General features: G+C 68.4%; 23 protein-coding genes and 2 pseudogenes. 7 read left to right on the top strand and 18 right to left on the bottom strand.

The window, feature by feature from the left end; genetic code table 11:
* Positions 1-104: 104 nt before the first annotated feature.
* The 4 genes and pseudogenes from ABTZ94_RS01945 to ABTZ94_RS37725 all read right to left on the bottom strand — a co-directional run bounded on the left by ABTZ94_RS01945 (position 105) and on the right by ABTZ94_RS37725 (position 1850).
* Positions 105-542: a DUF6892 domain-containing protein gene (locus tag ABTZ94_RS01945; RefSeq protein ID WP_351196492.1), complete on the bottom strand. Its 438-nt coding sequence runs from the start codon at positions 540-542 to the stop codon at positions 105-107.
* A gap of 193 nt (positions 543-735) precedes the next feature.
* Positions 736-984: a DUF7660 family protein gene (locus ABTZ94_RS01940; protein ID WP_351196491.1), complete on the bottom strand. Its 249-nt coding sequence runs from the start codon at positions 982-984 to the stop codon at positions 736-738.
* 292 nt (positions 985-1276) lie between these two features.
* Positions 1277-1521: pseudogene (locus ABTZ94_RS01935) on the bottom strand (DUF6357 family protein); the annotation flags it as partial.
* A 17-nt stretch (positions 1522-1538) separates the two neighbouring features.
* Positions 1539-1850 (bottom strand): hypothetical protein, encoded by a 312-nt coding sequence (locus tag ABTZ94_RS37725; RefSeq protein ID WP_502967161.1) that lies wholly within the window; start codon positions 1848-1850, stop codon positions 1539-1541.
* A 408-nt stretch (positions 1851-2258) separates the two neighbouring features.
* Between ABTZ94_RS37725 and ABTZ94_RS01925 the strand changes: the two genes are divergently transcribed.
* Entirely contained in the window at positions 2259-2774 is a 516-nt protein-coding gene (locus ABTZ94_RS01925) for a GNAT family N-acetyltransferase (protein WP_351196489.1), read from the top strand.
* A gap of 244 nt (positions 2775-3018) precedes the next feature.
* Here ABTZ94_RS01925 and ABTZ94_RS01920 read toward each other — a convergent pair whose 3' ends face one another.
* The gene (locus ABTZ94_RS01920) at positions 3019-3837 is read right to left on the bottom strand and encodes an NAD(P)H-binding protein (protein ID WP_351196487.1); all 819 of its coding nucleotides are present in this window, start codon (positions 3835-3837) and stop codon (positions 3019-3021) included.
* A gap of 73 nt (positions 3838-3910) precedes the next feature.
* Here ABTZ94_RS01920 and ABTZ94_RS01915 point away from each other — a divergent pair, with 73 nt between their 5' ends.
* On the top strand, positions 3911-4855 hold the full coding sequence (locus ABTZ94_RS01915) for an AraC family transcriptional regulator (protein ID WP_351196485.1): 945 nt from the start codon (positions 3911-3913) through the stop codon (positions 4853-4855).
* 129 nt (positions 4856-4984) lie between these two features.
* Here the strand turns inward: ABTZ94_RS01915 and ABTZ94_RS37720 are convergent, their stop codons facing one another.
* Positions 4985-5191: a hypothetical protein gene (locus tag ABTZ94_RS37720; RefSeq protein WP_502967160.1), complete on the bottom strand. Its 207-nt coding sequence runs from the start codon at positions 5189-5191 to the stop codon at positions 4985-4987.
* Positions 5192-5227: 36 nt separating this feature from the next.
* Positions 5228-6480, bottom strand: a protein-coding gene (locus ABTZ94_RS01905) for an IS3 family transposase (RefSeq protein WP_351196483.1) whose coding sequence is annotated in 2 segments (ribosomal slippage) — positions 5228-6198 and positions 6198-6480 — 1254 coding nt in all. Because the reading frame shifts where the segments join, the coding sequence is not laid out codon by codon here.
* Positions 6481-6943: 463 nt separating this feature from the next.
* Between ABTZ94_RS01905 and ABTZ94_RS01900 the strand changes: the two are divergent.
* Together ABTZ94_RS01900 and ABTZ94_RS01895 are read left to right on the top strand one after the other, a co-directional pair.
* A pseudogene (locus ABTZ94_RS01900) lies at positions 6944-7280 on the top strand (helix-turn-helix domain-containing protein); the annotation flags it as partial.
* A gap of 542 nt (positions 7281-7822) precedes the next feature.
* On the top strand, positions 7823-8230 hold the full coding sequence (locus tag ABTZ94_RS01895) for a muconolactone Delta-isomerase family protein (RefSeq protein ID WP_351196479.1): 408 nt from the start codon (positions 7823-7825) through the stop codon (positions 8228-8230).
* A gap of 245 nt (positions 8231-8475) precedes the next feature.
* Here ABTZ94_RS01895 and ABTZ94_RS01890 read toward each other — a convergent pair whose 3' ends face one another.
* Both ABTZ94_RS01890 and ABTZ94_RS01885 read right to left on the bottom strand, forming a co-directional pair.
* The gene (locus ABTZ94_RS01890) at positions 8476-8826 is read right to left on the bottom strand and encodes a hypothetical protein (protein WP_351196477.1); all 351 of its coding nucleotides are present in this window, start codon (positions 8824-8826) and stop codon (positions 8476-8478) included.
* Positions 8827-8828: 2 nt separating this feature from the next.
* Entirely contained in the window at positions 8829-9293 is a 465-nt protein-coding gene (locus ABTZ94_RS01885) for a prevent-host-death protein (RefSeq protein ID WP_351196475.1), read from the bottom strand.
* Positions 9294-9968: 675 nt separating this feature from the next.
* Here ABTZ94_RS01885 and ABTZ94_RS01880 point away from each other — a divergent pair.
* Positions 9969-11168: an argonaute/piwi family protein gene (locus ABTZ94_RS01880; protein ID WP_351196473.1), complete on the top strand. Its 1200-nt coding sequence runs from the start codon at positions 9969-9971 to the stop codon at positions 11166-11168.
* 171 nt (positions 11169-11339) lie between these two features.
* On the top strand, positions 11340-11747 hold the full coding sequence (locus ABTZ94_RS01875; RefSeq protein WP_351196471.1) for a hypothetical protein: 408 nt from the start codon (positions 11340-11342) through the stop codon (positions 11745-11747).
* A gap of 239 nt (positions 11748-11986) precedes the next feature.
* Here the strand turns inward: ABTZ94_RS01875 and ABTZ94_RS01870 are convergent, their stop codons facing one another.
* The 9 genes from ABTZ94_RS01870 to ABTZ94_RS01830 form a co-directional block, all read right to left on the bottom strand.
* Complete coding sequence (locus tag ABTZ94_RS01870; RefSeq protein ID WP_351196469.1) at positions 11987-12913, bottom strand: restriction system modified-DNA reader domain-containing protein; 927 nt, start codon at positions 12911-12913, stop codon at positions 11987-11989.
* A 198-nt stretch (positions 12914-13111) separates the two neighbouring features.
* Complete coding sequence (locus ABTZ94_RS01865) at positions 13112-13753, bottom strand: AAA family ATPase (RefSeq protein WP_351196515.1); 642 nt, start codon at positions 13751-13753, stop codon at positions 13112-13114.
* A 461-nt stretch (positions 13754-14214) separates the two neighbouring features.
* Entirely contained in the window at positions 14215-14661 is a 447-nt protein-coding gene (locus ABTZ94_RS01860) for an OLD family protein (RefSeq protein WP_351196467.1), read from the bottom strand.
* Positions 14662-14695: 34 nt separating this feature from the next.
* Positions 14696-16141: an HsdM family class I SAM-dependent methyltransferase gene (locus ABTZ94_RS01855; RefSeq protein ID WP_351196465.1), complete on the bottom strand. Its 1446-nt coding sequence runs from the start codon at positions 16139-16141 to the stop codon at positions 14696-14698.
* A 52-nt stretch (positions 16142-16193) separates the two neighbouring features.
* Positions 16194-17543 (bottom strand): restriction endonuclease subunit S, encoded by a 1350-nt coding sequence (locus ABTZ94_RS01850; RefSeq protein WP_351196463.1) that lies wholly within the window; start codon positions 17541-17543, stop codon positions 16194-16196.
* Positions 17543-18838, bottom strand: a complete 1296-nt coding sequence (locus ABTZ94_RS01845; RefSeq protein ID WP_351196461.1) for a type I restriction-modification enzyme R subunit C-terminal domain-containing protein — start codon at positions 18836-18838, stop codon at positions 17543-17545. Before ABTZ94_RS01845 ends, ABTZ94_RS01850 begins: the two co-directional genes overlap by 1 nt.
* Positions 18757-19326, bottom strand: coding sequence for a DEAD/DEAH box helicase family protein (locus ABTZ94_RS01840; RefSeq protein ID WP_351196459.1), 570 nt, complete (start codon positions 19324-19326; stop codon positions 18757-18759). Before ABTZ94_RS01840 ends, ABTZ94_RS01845 begins: the two co-directional genes overlap by 82 nt.
* On the bottom strand, positions 19241-20056 hold the full coding sequence (locus ABTZ94_RS01835) for a DEAD/DEAH box helicase family protein (protein WP_351196457.1): 816 nt from the start codon (positions 20054-20056) through the stop codon (positions 19241-19243). The genes ABTZ94_RS01840 and ABTZ94_RS01835 overlap by 86 nt, the downstream gene beginning before the upstream one ends.
* Positions 20053-20583, bottom strand: coding sequence for a hypothetical protein (locus tag ABTZ94_RS01830; protein ID WP_351196455.1), 531 nt, complete (start codon positions 20581-20583; stop codon positions 20053-20055). Before ABTZ94_RS01830 ends, ABTZ94_RS01835 begins: the two co-directional genes overlap by 4 nt.
* Before the next feature lie 262 nt (positions 20584-20845).
* On the opposite strand from ABTZ94_RS01830, the gene ABTZ94_RS01825 reads away from it, so the two are divergent.
* Positions 20846-21028: a hypothetical protein gene (locus tag ABTZ94_RS01825; RefSeq protein WP_351196453.1), complete on the top strand. Its 183-nt coding sequence runs from the start codon at positions 20846-20848 to the stop codon at positions 21026-21028.
* The last annotated feature ends 496 nt before the right edge of the window (positions 21029-21524 follow it).

The raw sequence follows: 21524 nt of genomic DNA, 5'->3' as shown, positions 1-21524 counted from the left end.
CGACAATACTCAGGATGCGGCGGCAAGCCCGGCGGTGGACTCGGTCGCCACCGGCCCGGCGGTCTGTACGACGCCGCGGGCGCAGCCGCCGCGCTGGAACTTGGTCAGTGGGCAGTGACGCCGCGGGCCGCGAGGACGTCCAACTTGTCCGGGACCGCGAGCAGGGCCTCGTCCGCGCCGACGATGCGTTGGAGATTCGGCACGAGGGCGAGATCTGTGAGTGAGCGGACATCGAAGAGCTCGTCCTCGCCGTCCCAGACCGGCGCGCACTCCTGGTACACCTGGTGACCGCCGTCGATGGTCAGTTCGTCGACCGTGAGGAGCAGTTCATCCGGTATATCCAGTCCCTCGAAGTAGGCGCGCGCCTCGGGGAGGACCTTGTAGGCCAGGTCGTTGTCGACCGCGTACTGGTAGAGGTCGGTGATCCCGCTCTGCTCGCGCATGTGCTCCCCAAGGCTGAACTGCGGCGTCAGCACCTCGTCCCAGTACATGAGCTTTTCGATAACAAGCAGCTTGAAGTTGAAGTCACTGAAGGCGATCATGCGGTCAATGTAGAACAGGGCACTGACAGGGCCCGCACCGCCGCCCCACATCACCCTCACCGCTGTCGCCCGTCACTTCGGTGTCTGGCCCGCCACCATCTCCACCCTCGAACGCGGAATCCGCCGAGACGACAAACTCACCCACGCCTACCGCGACTGGCTCCACGCGGCCTGACCGTTAGACGCGAACACTTCACTCATAGACAGTGGCGGCCTGAAGCGCTCTGGCCAGGAAGGTCCAGTCCCCGCCTTCTGGGAATTCCTTCCCGACGTTCTGGTACCAGCCCGGCGAGTCATGCATCCATGCCGCAAGAGCCTCAAGGAAGCGGTCGAGGCTCTGGTTCTCCCATTCGTGTCCTCTGCGGAGGTAGTCCTGACTCAGTTCTCGAACGAAGGAGACCAGTTCGTCGCGGCTGCGGACTTCGTCGGGAGTCAGTGACATGCAGCGAAAGTACCTTGCGCCTCGTGCCTCAGAACGCTTGACGAGCAATAGGAGCATCATCGACCCCGCACCTGGAGGCATCCCGGTACCGGGCCCTCGGCGACCGACGTTGCTGAAACTGATCACCACCTGCCTCATGACTTCCTCGACGGGCAGGTGAAGCGACGGCATCCCCAACCGCTCAGGAGAGCGATGCGGCCGAGTCAGCTGGCTGCGTCGGCCATTGCGCGGACTCCTGTACCCGCTCTTTCGCAGGTCCTTCCGACGGCGCGTGCGCGGGCTCCCGCTGGGACTACCCGGCATCGCGCCGCCGGCGCGCGCGCTCGAGCTCAGCGGCATCCGACATCCAAGAGCCGTGCTGTTCGAGTGCGGCGCAGCCGCCGCGGACGAAGGCGCTCACCAGGTTCCGGTACCCGCCCATCCCGTCGACCAGGCTGTACTCGACCCGGTACTGCGGATCCGACCCGCTTTGCCCTCGTGCACCGTCGTGATCCGGGCGATGGAGTCCGCGTAGAAGTGGAGCTGGATCCCTTCGCCGTCCGCCACCCATTGGCTTACCTGTGTCGCGAAGCTGTGGGCGTTTCGGACGTGCAGGGCGTTCGCGACTTCCCGGGGAGTCCAGGCCCGGTCCGGGTTGCGGGCCATGAAGTGCAGGGCGCGGTTTCGGTAGCCGGCTCCGACCGGTCCGGGGCCGCGGCTGGCGCGCCTCCCGTCCCGCGGTGCGTCGTGCGCGGGGGCAGAAGGAGAGATAGGTCGGCGGGATCGCGACGGTGATCGAGCAGAGTGGTCGCCAGCCGGAACAGCGCCAAGGCTACAACGAAGTACATTCCGACCCGGGAGGGCAGGCATCGCAGCCGCCGCTGCACGGTCCGGGCCTCCTCAAGAGTGAATCGATGAGCTCGGCGGGAAGGTAGCGGGTGAGCTCACCCAAGTGACCGGCGCGAAAGCGAACTCGCCTCGGCTGTCGGGCGGTTGAGCCACAGTAGTGACACACTGATCCAGCAACGGGACCTCGCATGACAGGACGGTCTCGGTCGATCCACTGCTCTACACGAGGTCCCGTTTCCTGTCCGGCCAACACCTTCAGATTCACCCCTTGACGAGGGCCGCCGCCCCTTAACTACGCGGCGTTGGACGCCAGCCGCATAGCCCGTGTCCAAGATTCGGGGTCAAGGCCCCGCTTTCCCCCCCAGGGCCGCCGCGCCGACCCCTGAGTGGGGTGTCTCGGCACCATGACGTGCAGCGGGTTGGGCGTTGATGCTTACTATCGAGTCATGTTGTCTTCTGATTCGTTTGAACGTGATGAGCGTGGTCGGCCTGGCTTCGTGGTCCGCGAGTTGGATCTGGCTGATGAGGCGACGGCGGCAGCAGTGCACAGAGTCGGCCGCCACGCCTATGCGGTCGAGGCCGATTTGATCGATTTCGATGGCATACCGGCTTTGCGAGAGAGCCTGGAAGAGATGCGATCCCAGCCCTTGCGTTGGATCGGGGCGATTACGGATGACGGAAGGATTGCTGCCTTCGTCGCCTGGCAGCTGCTGGCGAGCGAAGGCGCCCTCGACATCGACCGCGTGTGCGTGGACCCCACGTGGTTCCGCCGAGGGCTGGCATCACAATTGCTCGGCCATCTCATGACTGACCTGGTCCCCAGCGGTCCCGTCCTGGTGAGCACCGGTGCCGACAATCTTCCGGCAGTTGCGCTTTACGAGCGCCTCGGGTTCTCCCGTATGGGCACCATCGAGCCCGCTCCCGGATTGCGGCTAGCTCAGTTCCAGCTCATCCGGGACTGAGCTGAACAGCGTCTTGAGAAGAGGCCGGCCCATGTCGATGACTGGGGCGAGACCGCCTCAGAGGTGGTGCAACAGCCGTCGACCATGAGCACGCCGCACGTCGGCTGGGCGCGAATGAGCCAGTACGGTCCGCCGAACCGAAGCCGCGCAGCAGGGAGTCACCAGCTGCGCGGCCGGCGCAGCATGCGGGGCTGTGTACCTGGGCGCTCCGCAGCGTCCAGGCAACGCTCCACATCCAGGTTGGTCAGGTGTTCCACACTCCCGTCGCCGCGGTTTTGCTGACGTATTCCTCGAAGGAGCGTGGAGCGCGGCCAAGGGCCTCCTGTACACCCTTGCTGACGTAGTCGTCATTCCCGTGCCGGATACCGTCGAGGAACAAAGCAATAGCTTCGGCATCCGCGGCAGACATGGCCGCAGCGATCTGGGCGGCGGCGTAAGCGTTCGGTGTCTGGTAGCGGTGGCGGAGTTCACGGCCCGTGGCCTCACCGATGATGCCCAGTGCCTCGGCGAAGGTGAGCGTCCGCGGTCCGGACAACTCGTAGGTCTTCCCCACGTGACCAGTGCCAGTAAGGGCGGCGACCGCCACGTCGGCGATGTCCTCCACGTCGATGAACGGCTCACGACCATCTCCCGCAGGAGTCGCAAGCTCACCGGTGAGGACCTCGCCCAGGAAGAAGTCCGGCGCGGCGAAGTCCTGCGCGAACCAGCAGGGCCGCAGCACGGTCCACTCCAGCCCCGACTCCCTGACCGCAGACTCCGTCTCCGGTACGCCACCGTCGTGGTCGATGCCGCGCACGGACAACTGGACGATCCGCCGCACCCCGGCCGCCTTCGCCCGGTCAACGAACTCTGCGCGCTCGGGCAGGCCGAGCGTTTCGGTCGGGACGAGATAGACGGCTTCCGTACCGGACAGCGCCGCGTCCCACGTGCGGGGGTCGGCCCAGTCGAAGGGCGGGGTGCCGGAACGGGAAGCGGAGCGGACGGTGTGGCCGAGAGCCTGAAGGCGGGGAACGACGCGGCTACCGGTCTTGCCGGTCGCACCGAGTACAAGTATCTGAGTCATGCCCCCAGTCAAGACGGATGAGGCCGGACGATCCATGGTCAAAACGATCGTTTTCCTGTGTCATCGTTCCACTATGGATCTCCTCGATGACTACCTTGCCGACGTCCGGGCCCGCGGGGCAGTGTTCTGCAGCACGGTGAGCGCGCCGCCCTGGGGGCTGCGGTTCACCGAACCCGCACCCCTCGCGCTCGCCGCGATACTGCGCGGCGAGGCATGGCTCGTACCCGCCGAGGGCAAACCGGTCGGGTTGCGCCAGGGAAGCGTCGCGCTCATACGGACACAGTGGCCCTACACGGTCTCGGACCGTCCGGACAGTCCTCCGCGGGTCCTGGTCGACGGTGACGACCGCTGCACCCTCACCGACGCCCCCGCAGAGCCGGGAAGCCTCTGGTCGGTGGTTGGCCGCACCGTCGGCGACACGACTGACGCCGGTTCGGACCTGCTGGTCACCGCCGCCTACCGGGGCGGTGGCGCCTTGTGCGAACCGCTGCTCGACGCGCTGCCTCAGACAGCGGTGGTGCGGCCGGATCCGAGCCTGGCGTCGCTCCTGGACCTGATCGCCGCAGAGGTCGAGCGTGACGAGCCGGGCCAGCAGGTCGTTCTGGACCGCTTCCTGGATCTGCTCCTCGTCCGCGTCCTGCGGGCGTGGTTCGCCGGAGCTGAGAGCACTCCACCACCGGGGTACCGCGCCCTTGCAGACCCACACATCGGACACGTACTGCGGCGACTCCACGAGGACCCGGCCCGGCCATGGACCGTCGCCTCGCTGGCAGGCGAGGCGGGTATGTCCCGTACGACCTTCGCCCGCCGCTTCTCTGCTCTGGTCGGCCGACCCCCCCTGGCATACCTCACCGACTGGCGGATGGCACTGGCAGCTGACCAGCTTCGCGTGCAGGGCGCCACGGTGCAGTCCGTGGCCAGAGACGTGGGATACGCGGACCCCTTCGCGTTCAGCGCGGCCTTCAAACGCGTGCGCGGAGTCAGCCCGACCAGCCACCGCGACGGCGCTCTGCGGTGACCACGCTGCCCGCGCCATCAGCCCAGAAGTTGCCTTACCGGGAGGCTGCCGCTCGGTGCCGCTTCCGGCGGCTGCGCGTGGGTTCTTGGCCCGGACGCCGATGGGGTAGTCGGCGCACGCGATGTCGTTTCACTTGGTGAGTAGGCGGTAGCCGATGAGGGCTGCTGCTATGCCGACGAGGGCAAGGAAATACTCGGCCTTGCACTCGTAGCGGCGGTGCAGGCGGGCGACATCCCGCGAGCCGCGCCGGGTCGTCGATCGCCGTGCCAGTGTGGACTTCCCCACGCCACCGGGGCCGTGGATGTGGAAGAAGAACTGTGTCGCCTCCTCGGGCACCTATCGCAGTGAACCGCCCCGGGTTCGGTGGAGATCTCAGATTGTGGTTGTGACCTGGGGTTTCGTGGATTTCATGTAGTGGTTGGTCTCGTATTCGACGGGCGGGACGTGGCCTATCTCACCGTGGAGTCGGCGGTGGCAGTACCAGTCGATCCACTCGGCGGTGGCGAGCTCGACCTGAGAGAGCGTCTTCCAGGGCCGGCCGGGTTTGATCAGTTCAGTTTTGAACAGGCCGATCGTGGACTCCATCAGGGCGTTGTCGTAGGCGTCGCCGACCGAGCCGATTGATGCCGCGATCCCTGCTTGGTCCAGATGCTCGGCCAGCGCGAACGATGTGTATTGCGATCCCGCATCCGAGTGATGTATCAACTCACCCTGCATATACGGGAATCCGTCCCGGTCGCGCTGCCACAGCGCCATCTCCAGCGCGTCCAGGACGAGCCTGGTCTCCTTGGTGGCAGCGGCGGACCAGCCGACGATGCGGCGGGAGAAGGTGTCCACGACGAAGGCGACGTAGACGACCCCGCTCCAGGTGGCGACGTGCGTGAAGTCGGCGACCCAGCAGCGGTTGGGTGCGCTGGCGACGAAGTCGCGGTCGAGGAGGTCCGGGGCCCGCTCGGCGGCCGGATCCAGGAGCGTGGTGATCACCTTTTTGCCGCGGACGGCGCCGGTGATGCCGATCTCGCGCATGAGGCGCTCGACGGTGCAGCGGGCCACAGTATGGCCCTGCCGGTTCAGCTCGCGCCAGATCTTCCGGGCTCCGTAGACACGGTAGTTGGACGTGTAGACCTCCTGGATCCGCTCCTTCAGTTCCTCATCGCGCACGGAACGGGCGGAGGGGGTAGCGAGGCGCTTCTTGTGGGCGTAGTAGGTGGAAGGGACGATCTTGCAGTCGTGCTCGGTGAGCGTCCTGCAGATCGGCTCGACGCCGCCGAAGCGGTCCCGGTGCTCGTCGATGAACGCTACGAGCGTGTGTGTGGCCGGTCGAGCTCGGCCGCGAAGAAACTCGCCGCGGCCTTCAGGATCTCGTTGGCCCGCTTGAGTTCGGCGTTCTCCTTCCTCAACGCCTTGAGCTGGGCGGACTCCTCCGTCGTCGTCCCCATCCGCTGGCCCGCGTCGATCTCGTGCTGCTTCACCCAGTTCCGCAGCGTCTCGTGGGAGCCGATGTCGAGCTTCTCCGTGACCGCCTGCAAGGCGGCCGTCTCGTTCGGGTAGTCGTCGCGCACTTCGGCGACCATGCGCACCGCACGACGGCGGAGCCCAAGCGGGTATCGGGAAGGTCGTGCCATGACTCGATCCTTTCATGAAATCGAGTCTCCATTCGAACCGGGGCGGTTCACAAAACACCTGGTCAGAGGCGTGTCGAGGGATACAAATAGGCACTAACTCGCAGTTGGTGAAGCACCTCAGTTCACATGCTTCGGTTGCGGTACTTGAGATCGCGACCTCCCCTGAAATCCGACGTTGCGATCGACCCGGGGTCCGAGCCGAGCTTCCGCGCTTGGCACCGGCTTCGGCGGCCATGGGTGGGCATGGCAGCGCTGCTGCGGGCAGGCGAAGACCAGTCGTCCTGAGCGAAACCGACGCGTTCGGCTGACGAGTCGAGAGCGGCTCGTACGTGAGGAAGGAGGCTGTCGGTGTGAGGTCTCAGGAGATGCTTAACCGTTTGTGCTCTGGACATGGTTGACACATTCGGCTGAACGTCCGCTATCCCCCAACTGCCGGTGCGGCAGGGGTGCTTCCGTCGGAGTCATGGACGTACAGCAGTTGGCCGAGTACCGCTACCGGGCTGTCCGCGAAGTGCTCGGCGGGTCTCCGATCGGTGAGGTCGCGGCCCGGTACGGCACCTCGCGCCAGACCCTGCACAGCTGGCGGCGGCGGTTCGAGCAGGAGGGCGTGCCCGGTCTGCTGGATCGCTCCCGCCGGCCGCGGAACAGTCCCACGCGCCTGTCCGCCGAGGTTGAGGCCGAGATCTGCGAGCTGCGCCGCCGGCATCCTGGTCCGCGCCCAGGAACAGCAGCATCCGCGCAAGTACCGCCGGTGGCAGCGTGAGGCGCCGATGCACCTGCGGCAGATGGACCTGGCCGGAAGGAGGCAACTGTCGGGTTCATCAGCTGCAGCAGACGACACAGCCGAGAACAGCAGCGATGTACCACGGTCAGTTCGACACTCGGCACATACGGCCGTGAGCGCAGAGCACGCCGACAATCAGAGCGCCTCGCGAACACGACGGCCGCGCCACCCGGCCTCTCCGGTCGTACTCGAGGACCTCCGGAAGGCGGGAGCCGCCAAGGCCGAGGGCGCGCCTCCTCTGTCACAGGCGCAAGTCGACCGGATCGTCGCCATCCTGCGCCACGCAGGCTCTCAGGGCCAGTGCACGCCGTGGACGCGGAGCGCCACACCGGACGGCTGGGGGCCGTGGGAGCGGTACTCGGCACCGGCGGCACGGGGTGCGGTCACGCTCCTCTCGCGTTCGCGCTCACCCAGTGCCCGCAGCGCGAGCCCGCTGGTCTGGTCCTCCCTGATCGCGACCGAGACGGACTACTGGACCGGGATGGCACCGGCGATGCTGGTGATCGCCCTCGGCTTCGGGACCGGCGTCATCGCCCGGACCAGGCCGCAGTCTATGGAGTGGACCACGACAACCGGAGATCGCCCAGGCGCTGCTCACCTCCGCCCAGCACCTCGGCGTCGCCCCCGGCCTCTCGATCCTGGCGAGCGTCGCCGCTGCAGTCAACGCCGCGCCGCGACGGCTGGCGCGAGTACTTCGTCGAGTTCGTCCTGGGCGACACCAGTGGCCTGGCTCCGGAGCAGCTCGCAGACAAGTGGCAGCAGGAGGCAGTGGCTGCCGGCAACGCTGCGCCGGCGGGCCTGCTGCGCCGTCTCTGGCCCCGCCCGGACGGGCTCCCTGCCCTCGGGGTGTGGCAGGCGACCGACCGGGCGCTCGAGGGTCTCCCCATGGCTCCGTGGCTCATGATGCCGGTCACTCACCTGGATCCACACCCGAGCGACCCCGTCGAGCAGGCGCTCGCAGTGTGACGAGAAAGCCCTCTCTCTATCGAGCATGCACGATTTCTTGGACTAGCGGCGCGAGCCCTCCAAGCTGACGAAGCCGCTTCACGCAGAGACTTCCCCTCCGCGGAGTGATCGGGGAGATCGAGTCGCCCTTTCCCGAGGCCGCGCCGCCCTCGAGTGAAGTCAAAGTCCCTGGTCGCGGCAGCCACACGGCGATCATCCCCATCGGATGCGCGCTCACCGACGATGCGCGACGCTGCGAAGCCCCCCTACTTCGTCTCGTTCGGGTGGCTCGTGTGCACCTGCTCCAGGAAGACCGTGCGCTCGTGGACGTAGAACCAGATGCGTGCGGTGCCCTTCGCAGTCGGTTTGTGCTGCCACCGCTCATGGGTCGCGCCGCCACGCTCGATGACGCCGAGCTCACCCTTGAGTCGATAGTTCGTCGGCGTCGTGGACAGTGGCGTCCGCGTGAGGAAGTCCCAGGTCTCCGTCATGGGGTTGCGGATCGTCGCGACGAGGTTGCGCCATCCCTTCTGCGCGTCGGCTGTGGCGAAGCGGATCTCGTACTCGATCTTCTTCGGAGGGCGAGGAACCAGCTCGCCCTTCCTGGCGGCCGCCACGGCTACGGACGCTCCACGGTCTCATCGTCGTCGAGCCACTCCAGACCGGCGCTGCCGCTGCTGAGCCCGGCTGCCACGGCGGTGGCCGTCTCCTTCCAGGAGGTCAGCTCTGCGATCGCGAGGTGCGGCTGGTCGGTGGAGAACGACGCGCGCGCCGCATCGACGAGGTCCTGCGCGCAGGACTCCCGGTCGGCCGGCGACAGCGCGAGCATCCAAGGGAAGGCCTTGGACATCCGCTCGGCGAGCGAGCCGCGGTCGTCGAGGGTGACGGTGATGAGCTGCGCGGCAAAGTTCAGCAAGCGGGCACGACCCTCGGCCTCACGCTGCGACATCAGGACCAGAGCCTCGCCGTCGCGCCGGGTCACCGTCACGGGGTGGTCCTCGGCCTCGGCGAAGACCTCGGCGGAGTGCTTGCTCAGGTCCGAGGAGCGCCGAGTCGCCACGGGGAGGTCTGCTGCGATGGTCATGGATCCATAGTATTCGGAACGTATTCGGAAGTCCAGTGGAGGCCGCGGAGTGCGCGCGCCAGACTCGACCTCCGGATGCGGTCCGATGTCAGATCTCAGCCTTCCTTGATGCTTGAGTCAGACCCGAACTCACAGCCGGTCGATCGTCGAGATGGGGAGCGCACTTACAGAGCTGCTTACCTGCCATGCATAAGCAGGTCGCGGGTCTCGTCCGTGGGCAGCGCTTCGACCAGCAGCGCGACTCGACCAGCGAGGTCATTGCGGATCTCGTCCAGGAAGTGCGCCAGGTAGCGCCGGTTGCGACCGCGAGATCACAACGCTGGGACCCGGCCGAGGTCGTCCGGATTCTCCTGGAAACGGAGATCAAGGGCCGGGACGAGGCGACCCGGCGCAATCACCGCCGTCTTGCCCAGCTGCCTTCGGGCAAGACCTCGTACCGGGCCCGCAGGGACAGGGCGACCTTGTACCGATCGGCGGCCCGGGCTGCGGCACGCATCCGCTGCGTCTGCTGGGTGGTGCGCACGGTGCCGCCGGCCTCGATCAGCAGGCGCCGGGCACCGCGCCGCGTCTCTCCCGCGGCTGCGGCGAGTTCGGTGAGCGTTGCGCCGTGCTGCTCGTACAGGGTGCGCAGGCCCTGTTCAGAAGCCGGCCTCCGCCACCGCCGACGCGGTCGAGATGTACGCCGACGCCGCGCGGTCCCTGGCCGAGACCGGGCGCTGCCGCGTTGTAATCTGCGCCCGCCCGGAAGAACTCCAGGACCGCGAAGAACAGCCGCCGTCGGAGGAGTCCGCAGCCGAACGCATAGAGGATCAGGACGAGCGAGAGACTGGAGGCGGCTTCCACGACCTGCTCAAGGCCACCGCGCTCACGCTGCCCGCTCCACTGCAGCTGATGCGCAAGGAGACCTGGACCGGGACGCCGGCCAGGACCAACGGGCAAACACTCCGCCCCCTGCAGGACGAGGCCACCCGGGCCTGGAACCTGCACACCGCCCTGTACTACAAGTCCGGCGGGACCCCCTGGCGCATGCAGCGCCACAGCTCCGACCTGGCCACCTGCTACGTCGGGGTCAGCTTCTACCGCAGCGCGAACGGAAACGAGCTCCATACCGCCGTCGCCCAAGTGTTCAACGAACGCGGCGACGGCGTCGTCGTCCGCAGCGGCACCGCGCAGATCTCCAAGACCGACCGCCAGCCCCACCTGACGCTCCCCGACGCCCGACAACTCCTGCTGGACGCACTGACCGAGTACCGCACCACCCACGGCCACCAACCCGCACGCATCGTCGTACACAAGACCTCAAACTTCACCACCGGGGAGATCGACGGCTTCCACGAGGCCGCCGATATGCGCGACATCGACCATGTCGACATGCTGTGGATCCAGCGCCGCGGCGCCCCGCACCTGTACCGCACCGGGCAACTCCCACCACTGCGCGGCACCAGCGTCCAACTGGACGCCCGTTCCCTGCTGCTGTACACCCGCGGCTCAGTGCCGTACTTCCGGACCTACCCCGGCCTTGTACGTCCCCCAGCCACTGCTGATCCGGCCCGCAACGCACGGCACAGATCTGCTAACCGCCAGCACCGACATCCTCGCCCTGACCAAGATGAACTGGAACAACGCCCAGCTCGACGAACGCGCCCCCCTCACCCTGCGCACCGCCTACCGAGTCGGTTCCATCCTCAAACACGTCCCGGACAGGGCCCGAATCGCCACCCGCTACGCCTACTACATGTAGAACTCGATCGCCGCCCCGGCCGCCGAGCTTTCCGCAGTTTCGGCTGCGGCGGCAGCGGTCGTGGCGGTGGCCGATCCGACCATCCGCCGCTTCCGCGGCGTGGCTGTCAGCGCGCTACTGGTAGACGGTGGTGATCGGCGTGGAGACGCTGGCTCCGCTGCCGGGGGCGGCGTAGGAGATGGTCCACACGGCGGCTGTCCTGTTCGGGTAGCCGTACAGGTAGCCGCCGTTGTCGCAGCCGTAGTTCAGGCGCTGTCCCGCCAGCGTCGCGGTGCCGCCACCGGCGAACGAACGGGGCGCCCGCCATGGAGTACCAGGTCCACCGCATCAGCGGCGCAGGCTTTCGGCGGATCATCCCCGAGGCCATGTCCATCCCCACCCTTCTTGAATGGCGTCTGTGCCAGCGCGGCAACCGCATGGAACTGCGCGACCAGGGCGGGACCGTCTGGGCTCGCGCACAGACCAGCCTGCCGCCCCGGTGGCACCAGGCGGCCGCCACCAGCAAACGCGTCCTGGTGCTCTACGGGTTCGGGTTCATGCTCCAAGAACCCATAGAGCAGCGCGCCGCCTTCGCTTCACCGCAGGCCTTCGCGGAGCACTTCCACACAGCCGCCGCCTCCGGACTGCTGACCGCAGCGTTCGTGGCGTGGGACGGTACCCGGCCGCCCAAGCGCGCCCGCCGCCAACACGACCGTAAGCGCCGCAAACGATGAAGCGGGAACAGTTCACCGAACGCGACCGCACCGGGCAGCGGGCACGGAGCGCGAACTGTGTGAGGATCAGGCGGCCTTGAGGCGCGCCGCGATCGTCAGTGCGCGCTGCGCCCGGCCAGCGGTCATAGCCCGCTCCAGGTCGCACGCCGCCGTGGGCGGGGGCCAAGAAAATCCCGTGACTGCCGCGGGCGTTGCCCTCGCACCTTGTCCTTGGCGTTCCCATGCCTCGCCTGCGCGGTTCAGGCTGGTGCGGGTGGCGGGAAGTGCGTGGCGCGGAACTCGGCGAGGGTCTGCTCCACACCGGCGATGGTCAGACGCCAGAAATCCCAGCCGTCGATCTTGTTGCTGCCGGTCGCCGCCCTGGCGGCGGTGGTCGGGGTGCGCCAGGGTCGGCCCAGGACTTTGATCTGGCCCTCGTGGTTCAGGACCGCCTGGTGGACCTTCTTCTCGCGCCGGCCGGTGAGGGAGATGCCGGCCTTCAGGTCGTCCGGGTCCAGATGTTCCAGCAGGTCTTGCAGGTCGACTCGGGAACGTGTCGGGTCGATGGTGGGTGTGGTGCCGGGCGTCGTTGCGGCCGGGGTGGGCGCGGCGGCGGGCCGGTCGCAGGCGCGCTGCAGGGCCAGGGCCATGGCGGCTGCCGAGCTGTATGGCGCCTTGGGTCCCACCTTGTCGTCGATCAGCTGCTGGATGTCGGTCTTGTCACCGTAGCGGGCGAGTACGGTGACCTCACGCATGAGGCGGCTGCGGAGCGGGACGAGGTGGGAGTCGTTGAGCGCCAGGATCCGTATGGTTTCGTCGGCGCGGCACAGGCCGCGTTTCGCTTCGGCCGGCGAGTAGGGGGTGTTGCTGCGCCGGGCGTAGCCGGCGGAGTCGAAGCCGAGCAGGTCGGGGTCGCTGTGGTTGGCCGGGTCCAGGAGCAGCGGCTGTTCGCGGTCCAGGTCGTCGGCTGACGTGCGGGCGCGGGTTCCGTCTATGAGCGGGAACTGGCTGCCCTTGGCGCGGCCTTCCCGGACGCCGTTGTAGCGGGCTCCGCCGCTGTTGCAGTGTCTGCAGGCGATGCGGTAGTTCGACATGTCGTAGGCCAGCCACCAGTAACCCGGGTGGCCGGGCACGTCGAGTACTTCGGATTTCGGCCGGTAGTGGTCGACGGTGATGTCCGCGCGCACGATGAGGGTCTCGCAGTACCAGCACTTGTCGCCGACGAGGTCGAGGAGCAGGTTGCGTACGGCGTCCTCGGTCCAGTGCGTATTGAAATCATGCTTGGTGCCGGCGACGACGGCGGCCCTGACCGCGTCAAGGGTGCGTTTGGCCTTGGCGGCCCAGGCCGACGGGGCGGTGAGCCATGTTCACGTGTCTCATCGGTGTCAGATCACCGACGAGAAACGCTCGTGGAACAGCTCGGCGAGGAAGGCCGCCACGAGCGGATCACGGTCGGAGTTGGGAAAGTCCATGGTCTCCAGCTGGGCGGTGACATCGCGTAGTGCGGCCTGTTTGACCGGGTCGCCGTCCGCCTCGGGGAGCAGCGCGTACTGTCGGTCGATCAGTTCCTGGGTGTGCTCGTCGAGTTGGGTGGGCAGGTCGAACAGGTCGGTGGTCAGCAGACCGCCGGCGCCTTGTCCGCGCGGGTTGGCCCGGGGTATCACCGCGGTGGCCTGGCCCTCCACGTCGGTGGTGACCACGCGGATCTGCTCGCGGGTCATGTTGGCCACCAGGAGCGGTTCGTGGGTGGCGGTGAGGAACTGCGAGTGCTGATGCGGCCCCAGCACGCTGCGCACGGAGGAGTACCAGCGCCGGCTCCACTCGGGGTGGAAGTGGGAGTCGGGTTCGTCCAGAAGGAACAGCGACTCATGCGCCCGCTGGAGTCTCAGCAGACCCAAAATGGTAAGGAGTTGCTGCTCCCCCGAGCTCAGATCGTCCAGGCCGACGGTGAGCGCGCCGGGTTTGTCCAGGCGGACGTCGACGGTGAGGTATCCGGCATCCAACAGGGTGGCGAGCAGGCCGAACATCGACAGGTCGCTGTCGAAGAGGTTGCGGAAGGCGCGGACGTCCTCCGCGGCGCCCAGGTCGATCTGGAACCCGTCGGCGGGGCTTGCGGCTCCGTCCACCGGGTCGGCGTCAGGGATGAGACCGAACCGCCCCGATTCGGCGGCGGCCGCGAACAGGGTGCGGGCGGGCCCGCCCAGGCCCCAGTACGGAAGGGCGGCCAGGTGCGGAGCGCGTGCGGCGCGTGGCGCGCGGATCCGTAGGACCGCGGAGGCCACCCGCTGGAGGTAGGAGTGGCGGCGCAGGTAGGTGCCAAACGAGTCGGACCAGTGGGTGGTCTGTGCGAGGAGCAGCAGCGGCAGGTGCGCGGGCGTGCACAGGAACACTGGCGTGTACAGGGGGCAGTTGATGGGCAGGGTGAGCTGCTCGGTCCACAGCTCTCCTTCGTCCGGGGTGTGGTGTGCGCGCCACTGGTCGAAGTCCTTCATCCACTGCCGGCGCCATTGGCCGATGCGGCGGGCGGCGAAGCGGCGGTGCTGGTCGAACTCGCTGGTCCAGGGGGCCTGGGCGTGCGCCTGGTAGCCGAAGACGTGATCGGGCAGATGCTGCGCCCACACCCGGCCGCACGGATCGCCTGGCCCAGGGAGGTGTCCACGGTCAGCTCGGGTGAGGTGTCGGGGGAGGTCTGAACGACCCGGACCGTCCTGTCGTGGACCTCGTAGTCGAGCTCGAAGGCGAAGGCCGCACTGCGCCCGGGCCGGTGCAGGGCGCCGAAGATCTCGGCGAGCGCGTGCAGGGCTCGGGACTTGCCGCCGCCGTTGGGGCCGATCAGGGTGGCGATGGTATGGCCGCCGTCGAGGGCTCCCGCGAGGTCCAGCTCGAAGTGGCGCAGGCCCCGGTAGAAGGGAAGTCTCAGTCGCAGCAGCCGCACGGCATCCCCCCGGTCGTGGCACCCGTGGTCGCCATCACCGCTCAGCCTCACGATCCGGGCTGTCCGCGTGCACACCGTAGGGGCGCAGCGCTTCGGTCAGGAAGGCGAACTCGGCCAGGGCGGCGCCCAGTTCAGCGGTGATCTCCTGGGCCATGCGGTGCAGGTCAGCCTCGGGCTCTTCCAGCGCGAAGGGCCCGGGCGGGGGTTCGGCGACCTGAAGGTCCAGGTTGACACCGCTCCTGGCGAGCAGCTCCTGGACCGCGAAGGACCGGAAGCGGGGTGTCTCGACTCGTTCGCTGCGGAGCCGTCCGGGCCGGTAGGCGGACACAAAGTCGCCGTAGTCGGGACCAGCCTGCGTCATGGTCTTGGCCGTCGCCGTGTGCGGGGAGCGCAGGTCGTACACCCACAGCCGTGTCGTGGACGGGCTGCCGTCCGGGCGCGGGTCGGGCTTGTCGAAGAACAGGACGCTGGCCTTGACGCCGCCGGCGTAGAAGATTCCCGTGGGAAGCCGCAGCAGGGTGTGCACATCGCACGCGGCCAGCAGGCGCCGTCGGATCAGCTCACCGGCCCCGCCTTCGAACAGCACACTGTCGGGCACCACTACAGCGGCGCGGCCGTCGGTCTCCAGCAGGCTGTGGATGTGCTGGAGGAAGTTGAGCTGCCGGCTGGTGGTGAGGGTCCAGAAGTCCTCCCGGTAGGGCTCCTCGCTGGTGGAGCGGCGCCCGAACGGAGGGTTGGTGAGCACCAGCGTCGCCCGCCGCACCGGCGGGCGGGCCAGCGCGTCCCCGACGGTGATGCACGGATGGGTCTCGTCGGCCCGGGTGACGCCGTGCAGGACCAGGTTCGTCGTGGCCAGCCGCGCGGTGGCGTCGACGAGTTCGGTGCCGAAGAAGGCGCCCTGGTCAAGCCGCTTGCGCTGGGCCGCGGTGACACCTGAAGGAAAGTTGTCGACCAGATGGTCGAAGGCTTTGATCAGGAAACCGCCGGTGCCGCAGGCCGGGTCGGCGACGGTGTCGTCGATGCCGGGCCGCACGCACTGCACGATCGCCTCGATCAGCGGCCTGGGCGTGAAGTACTGGCCGGCGCCGGTCTTCGTGTCCGTGCTCATGCGGACCAGCAGCGCCTCGAAGACGGCGCCGATGTCGCCTGCGGACCACTGGTAGCGGTCCACCACATCGACGATCAAGCGGTGCAGAAGGGCAGGGTCCGGGATGCGGTTTTGTGCCCGCCGGAAGAGCAGCCCAAGCGTTCCGGGCCGGGCGGCGAGCAGGTCCAGGATCTGCTCGTAGACCGGGATCAGGTGGTCGCGCTCGGTCGAGGTGAGCCGTGCCCAGGCGTCGAAACCGAGTACGTCCTGCCCATTCAGGGGGCGCTGGCGTTGTTCGTGGGCGCGCTTGAGGACGATCAGGCTGGAGAGCTGCTCGATGTACTCCAGGCCCGAGGTGCCGCGTTGTCTCGCAGCACGTTGCCGAAGTTCCACAGCCGGTCCACCAGGGCCTGGTCGTATCCGGGGCGGGAGGAGACGGTGGGGTTCACAGCACAAACTCCTGTTGCCCGGACGGGGAAAGCGGAGGGGACAGGTGACCGGTAAAGGCGCGTTCCAGGAGGTTACGCCGCAGCCGTCCGGCCACCACGAGAGCGCGTTCGGCGGCCGCGGAGGCCGCGTTCAGGGCCCTGGTGTGCGCCTGGACCACCGCGACCAGATGGTGCTGCTCGTCTACGGGCGCGACGGGCACCGGCATGAGCCGGATCCTGGCCAGGCTGATGGACGCCAGCCCCACGCTCTGGGTGGCGTTGCGGTGGCACCACTGGCGGCCGAAGCCGTTGGCGTGCCAGGCCAGCAGGACGGGGTGGAGCTGATGGGCGGTGATCCGGACACGGAAGAGGTGGCCGTGGTGGACGCAGTGAGGCAGCTGCTCCTCCCAGATCCAGCCGCGGCCCAGGCTGTCGCTCGATCCGCCGCCGGTCAGCAGCACATCGCCCGCCCGCAGCCGGGCTGCCTCGGCCCGTGGCCCGGGCAGCCGGATCGTACGGACGCCGTCCAGGTCCAGGCGGCCGCGCTGCACGTTGGCGACCCGCAGGCAGGAGACGTCCACATCGGCGGGATGCCACCCCTGCTTGCCGGGCGGGGTGATGCCGCGGGTGACCTCGGCGACGTCGTGCAGGCGGGTCCATCGCCAGTGCGCGGGCAGGTGGGGCAGTGTCCCGTCACCGGCACCCGCGCCCCGGGGCCGGCTCGCGGGAACCCGAGCTGTTTCGGCGAGAGCGCCGCGCCCTGCCCGCGCGGTCAGGGTGCGGCTCAGGACGTCGGCCTGGTCGAGGGCGTTGCCGGTGCGGATCGTGGTGGCGTCGATGCGGGCGAGGTGTTCCTCCAACAGGCCGACGATCCGGCGCTGTTCCACCACAGGGGGCAGCGGCAGCAGGACGTCGGCCAGATCACGCTGGTTGATCCGCCAGATCGCTGCGCCGCCCTGGCGGGCACGTGCCTCGATCTGGCGCCGCATGACCGGCGACTTCCACAGGTGTGCGAGGTAGCGCGGATCGAGGGCATCCGGGCGTACGCGCACTCGGATCATGGTGGCGGGGATGGCCGTCGGGGTCGGGGGGCCGTCCGCCAGGGCGCCCTCGCCGACCAGGGAGAGTGAGCCGTTGACCCGGCCGACCAGCACATCCCCGCGTTCGGCCAGCAGTATCGCGTGGCCGTTGTCACTGCGGTCGCTGCTCTTGGACTGGGTGAAATCCACGGTCGCCGCCCGCAGCGCCGTCATGCGCAGTACGGGCAATCCGCCCTCGCCGGGGCGCGGGGACCGGCCGTTGACCAGCGGTTCGCTCAGCACGTCGGCCAGCCGGACGACCCTCCAGCCGGCAGGCACCTCATTCATCACGCCAGGGCCCTGCGCAGTTCGTCCAGGAGGTCGATCGCGGCGTCGGGCCCGAAGGCGTCAAGGAAGCCGTCCGTGCCGCCGCGCGCCGAGAAGGGGACGCCGTCCAGATACGCCGGGGCGAAGCGGGTCTCGGCGGCCACCACGTCCGCGATCTTCTCGATCCACCACAGCTGGGCGGAGCTAAAGGGTCCGGCCCGTTCAATGAACTCGGCCAGCCGCCCGCGCACCGTCTCCTCTTGGCGGCGACGCCGGCTCGATGCCGTCACCCGCAAAGGGGCCGGCCGGTCGTACAGGCCGAGCAGCGCCTCTTGGAGTTCGGGGTTCTCGGCGAGCGGGAAGAGGGCCACGCGCCGGTCGTCCTCGACGGCTCTCTTGCCTCCCGCCCGGCGCAGTGGTGCCAGGTGATCCGAGTCGACGGAGTCGAGGAGACGGGTCACCAGCTCCTGCAGAGGCTGGCCCGCCAGCTTGCGGATCTCGGCGCCGTCGGCGTCACTGAGCGCGGGGATGAGCCGGGCGAGCCTGATGGCGAGTTCGGCCGTCTCCTGCGGCGTCACCAGCCCGTCAGTGGCACGGTGCAGCAGGCGCTCCAAGGCAGCCCGCCCCGCCTGCCCGGATGCATCCGTCACATTCACCAGCGGCTGGAGGTGACGCGAAGCGCCCACCGCGTCGACGACCACAAGCTGCGTCTTGGCAACCGCCCCCGGGGTGACGGCGCGTAGCTCCGCGGACGCGATGGTCTGAGTTCCCATGGCCAGCAGCTGCTCGTAGTAGGCGGCGGAGCGCACCTCGCGCAGGATCAGCAGGCACTCGATCGCCCGCATGTCACTGAACCCGGAGATCAGATCCGTCACGACCGCGATCCGGAACTGCGGTGTCGTGCGGAACTCCCGCAGCAGGTGCACCGCATGAGCGTCGCGGTGCGTGATCCGCCGGCAAAAGACGTCCCCGGCGCCGAACACGTCGCGGATGCGCTCAACGACCTCGTCCGCATGCGGTCCGTCCTGCGCCAACACCACGGCCTTGGGAACCACGCCGAGCGCGCCGCTCTGCTGCGTCCGGTCGGGGAACAAGGTCGGCAGCGCATCGCGGAAAGCCGTCACCACCACGACCAGGTGCTCGGAGGGGATAGCTCGCGCCGGGCCCTGCCCTGCGGTGGAGGCCAGCTCCTCGTCCAGGTCCTCGTAGCGGGCGCGGCGGGAGCTCTGGGCTTTCACACCGACAGCGTCGACGGGGGTGGCGAACGCCGGCTGCCGGTCGTCGGCGACCCGGATCTCGTAGACGGAGTAGTCCACGGCGACGCCGTCGGCGACGCCTGTTCGTAAGTGTAGGAGTCAACCAGGTTGCCCTTGAAGAATCCCAGAGCGGTAGCGGTCGGCGTCGCGCTGAAGCCGACGATGGGAGCGTCGAAGTATTCAAGAAGGGCACGACGCTGTCCGTAGAGCGCGCGGTGGCAGTCGTCGACGATGACGAGATCGAACGCGTCGGGCGGCAGCGCCTCGCAGTAGGTCACTTCCAGGGGTGTGGCATCGGGATGCGCTTGCCGTTCGGTGGTCTCGTACGCCGACACGCGGTCGGATCCGTCCTCGGGCGTTGGCGTGCCGGCGAGCATGGCCGACAGCCGCTGCACCGTGGCCACGGCCACGGAAGCCGACGGGGCCAGGCCGTCCGCGGTCAGCTCCTGGACGTGGTACACGTCATCGAGAGGGCGCCCTCCGTCCGGCATGCTGAACTGGCGCAGCTGAGCGATCAGTTGGTGTACGGCCAGCTTGCGGTCGGCCACGAACAGGACCCGGCCCGCGCGCGTAGCGGAGCTGCCGGTAGGCGGTGAACACCCCGGTGAAGCTCCGCCCGGAGCCGGTGGCCATGCGCACCAGCGCGCGCCGCTGACCGGCCGCAAGGGCCTGCTCGATGGCCTGCACCGCCCCGTGCTGGGCGACGCGGAGCTGGTCGAATCCCTCGTCCTGCCGCAGCAGGTAGGCGGCCTGGCGGGCCCGGTAGGTCGGCGCCGCGCTGTCTGCCTCCGCCTCGCGCTGCCAGCGGGCCAGCGTGCGGGGCTGGTGGAAGCCGCTGACGAGGCGAGCGTGGGATTCGGGGTCATTGGCGTCGCAGAACAGCAGACGCCGGCCATCGCTCACATACCGGTACGGCAGCGGCGAGCGCCACACGGGCCACGGCAGGGAGCCCGCCGGTGCCTCGGCCAGTGCGCCCGCCTGCTCCATGGCGTCGGTGAGATCGGTACCGTCCCGCTTGCACTCGACGATCCCGACGACCTGTCCGCCGACCGTCAGCAGCATGTCGGCGCGGAGTCCTCCGGCCAGGCGGGGTTCCACCAGGACGCAGCCGAGGGAGCGGTTGAGCTGAGTCTCCTCTCCTGCGCCCAGGACGTCCCATCCCGCCTTGGCGAGCCTGCGCTGCGCTTCCGCGGCAATGTCGGATTCGCGCAGCGGCTCATAGGCGGCATCGCGCGCGCTGACGATCAGCTGTTCACGTTCGGCGACCGCCAGGGTCACCGGCGAGACGCGCAGGTCGAATGCGCGGCGCAGACGGGGCAGGTCCTCTTCCAGCGCAGCGACCCGCTGGCCAGAACACTGAGATCGGACGCGGCGGCGTGGACGAAGTTCATCGGCTCCGCGTCGCCGGTCAGGGCACGGAAGAACCAGGCGGCCAGCGTGAAGCAGCGCTCGACCAGATGCGCCGCCGCCTCCCGCCCCTCGCGTGTACCGCCGTCGAAGCGGTGAAGGTCGTTGAATGCGTCCAGAACCCGCGGCGCGAGCACCCCGGCGCGGGACAGGAGGTCCAGACGGACCGACTGATCGCCCGCGGGCAGGCGCACCCCGGTCCGGTGGCCGAGCTCAGCGGCGAGAACCTCACCGAACTGGCGTGCCGCCGCATCAGCGGGAGCAGTAGCCGCGCGGGCCTCACACGATGCGCCGTGAAGAACAAGAAGCGGCTCGTGGGGAAGCAGGAACCCGAAATTGGCTGACGCGAGAGCCAGGTCCGTGAACCGGCTTTCGAGCGCGCTCGGCTCCAGAGCCACGCCGACCCTCCCTACCTGCACTGCGGCGCCGCGGAATCCGCTACAGAACGGCTCTCACCCTACCGTCCGGGCCCCTGCGCACAACACTGACGCTTTGATCTGATACGAGTGATTTACGCACCAGCTCCGACGGATCCGCCCGCTCGTTTTACATCCGGCCCGCACCGCATGACGACCTCGATCGAAGATGGAGCCCGGACCGGCGGGCGCGGCTCACCGCATGGGGAGCCGCGCTCACCGGTGCCCCTTATCGGTGTTGCTGATGCAGCACGCGGAGGTGTCCGTCGATCTTCAGCGGCTGGCCGTGTTCGCCGAGGACTACCGGGATGAATGGCCGCCTGACAGCCAGATCACCCTCGACCGACCACTTACCGCCGGCGCCGACCGCAGGCACGATCACCCACTCCACCGTTCGAACGAATGTGTGATGATCGGGTTAGAGTGACCCCCACGGTCGACTGGCAAATGGGGTGATCTGAGCAAAACCGTTTGGCGGCAAGCCTGCCAGCGTTCGCTCCTCGCAATTCTCCTTCGCCTGCCCCCATCGATCGAGCCAGTCCAGATCGACGCGCCAACCATGACCGCACGCCCCGCACAGCATGCGCCGGGCGCGCGAGAAGTCGATCCGCCGTTCCATGGCTCCATCCTCCCGTCGCGCTGGGCAAAGCCACAAAGGCAGGACGAGGAGGAGCATGGACTCTTCACGATCTCGCAGGCTTCCTGCGACGCCATCAAACGCTCCGTGGGAGTCAGTCAACTTCTAGCCCCTCGTGTGACGGTGAGCCCTGCCCCAGGCAGCTCAGGGCAAACGGCGGATCAGCGTCGGCGGGACACGTACCGGCCACTACCCGATCAGCATGAAACAGCAAGCGCCCCGCCAGGCCGAAGCCTGACGGGGCGCTCGTGCGAGACTCTAATGTGACCGCCGGTAGCAGCGAGTC

The sequence above is a fragment of the Streptomyces sp. NPDC002785 genome (genome assembly GCF_040295565.1).
Lineage (GTDB): Bacteria > Actinomycetota > Actinomycetes > Streptomycetales > Streptomycetaceae > Streptomyces.
This window is presented reverse-complemented; position numbering and strand designations above follow the sequence as displayed.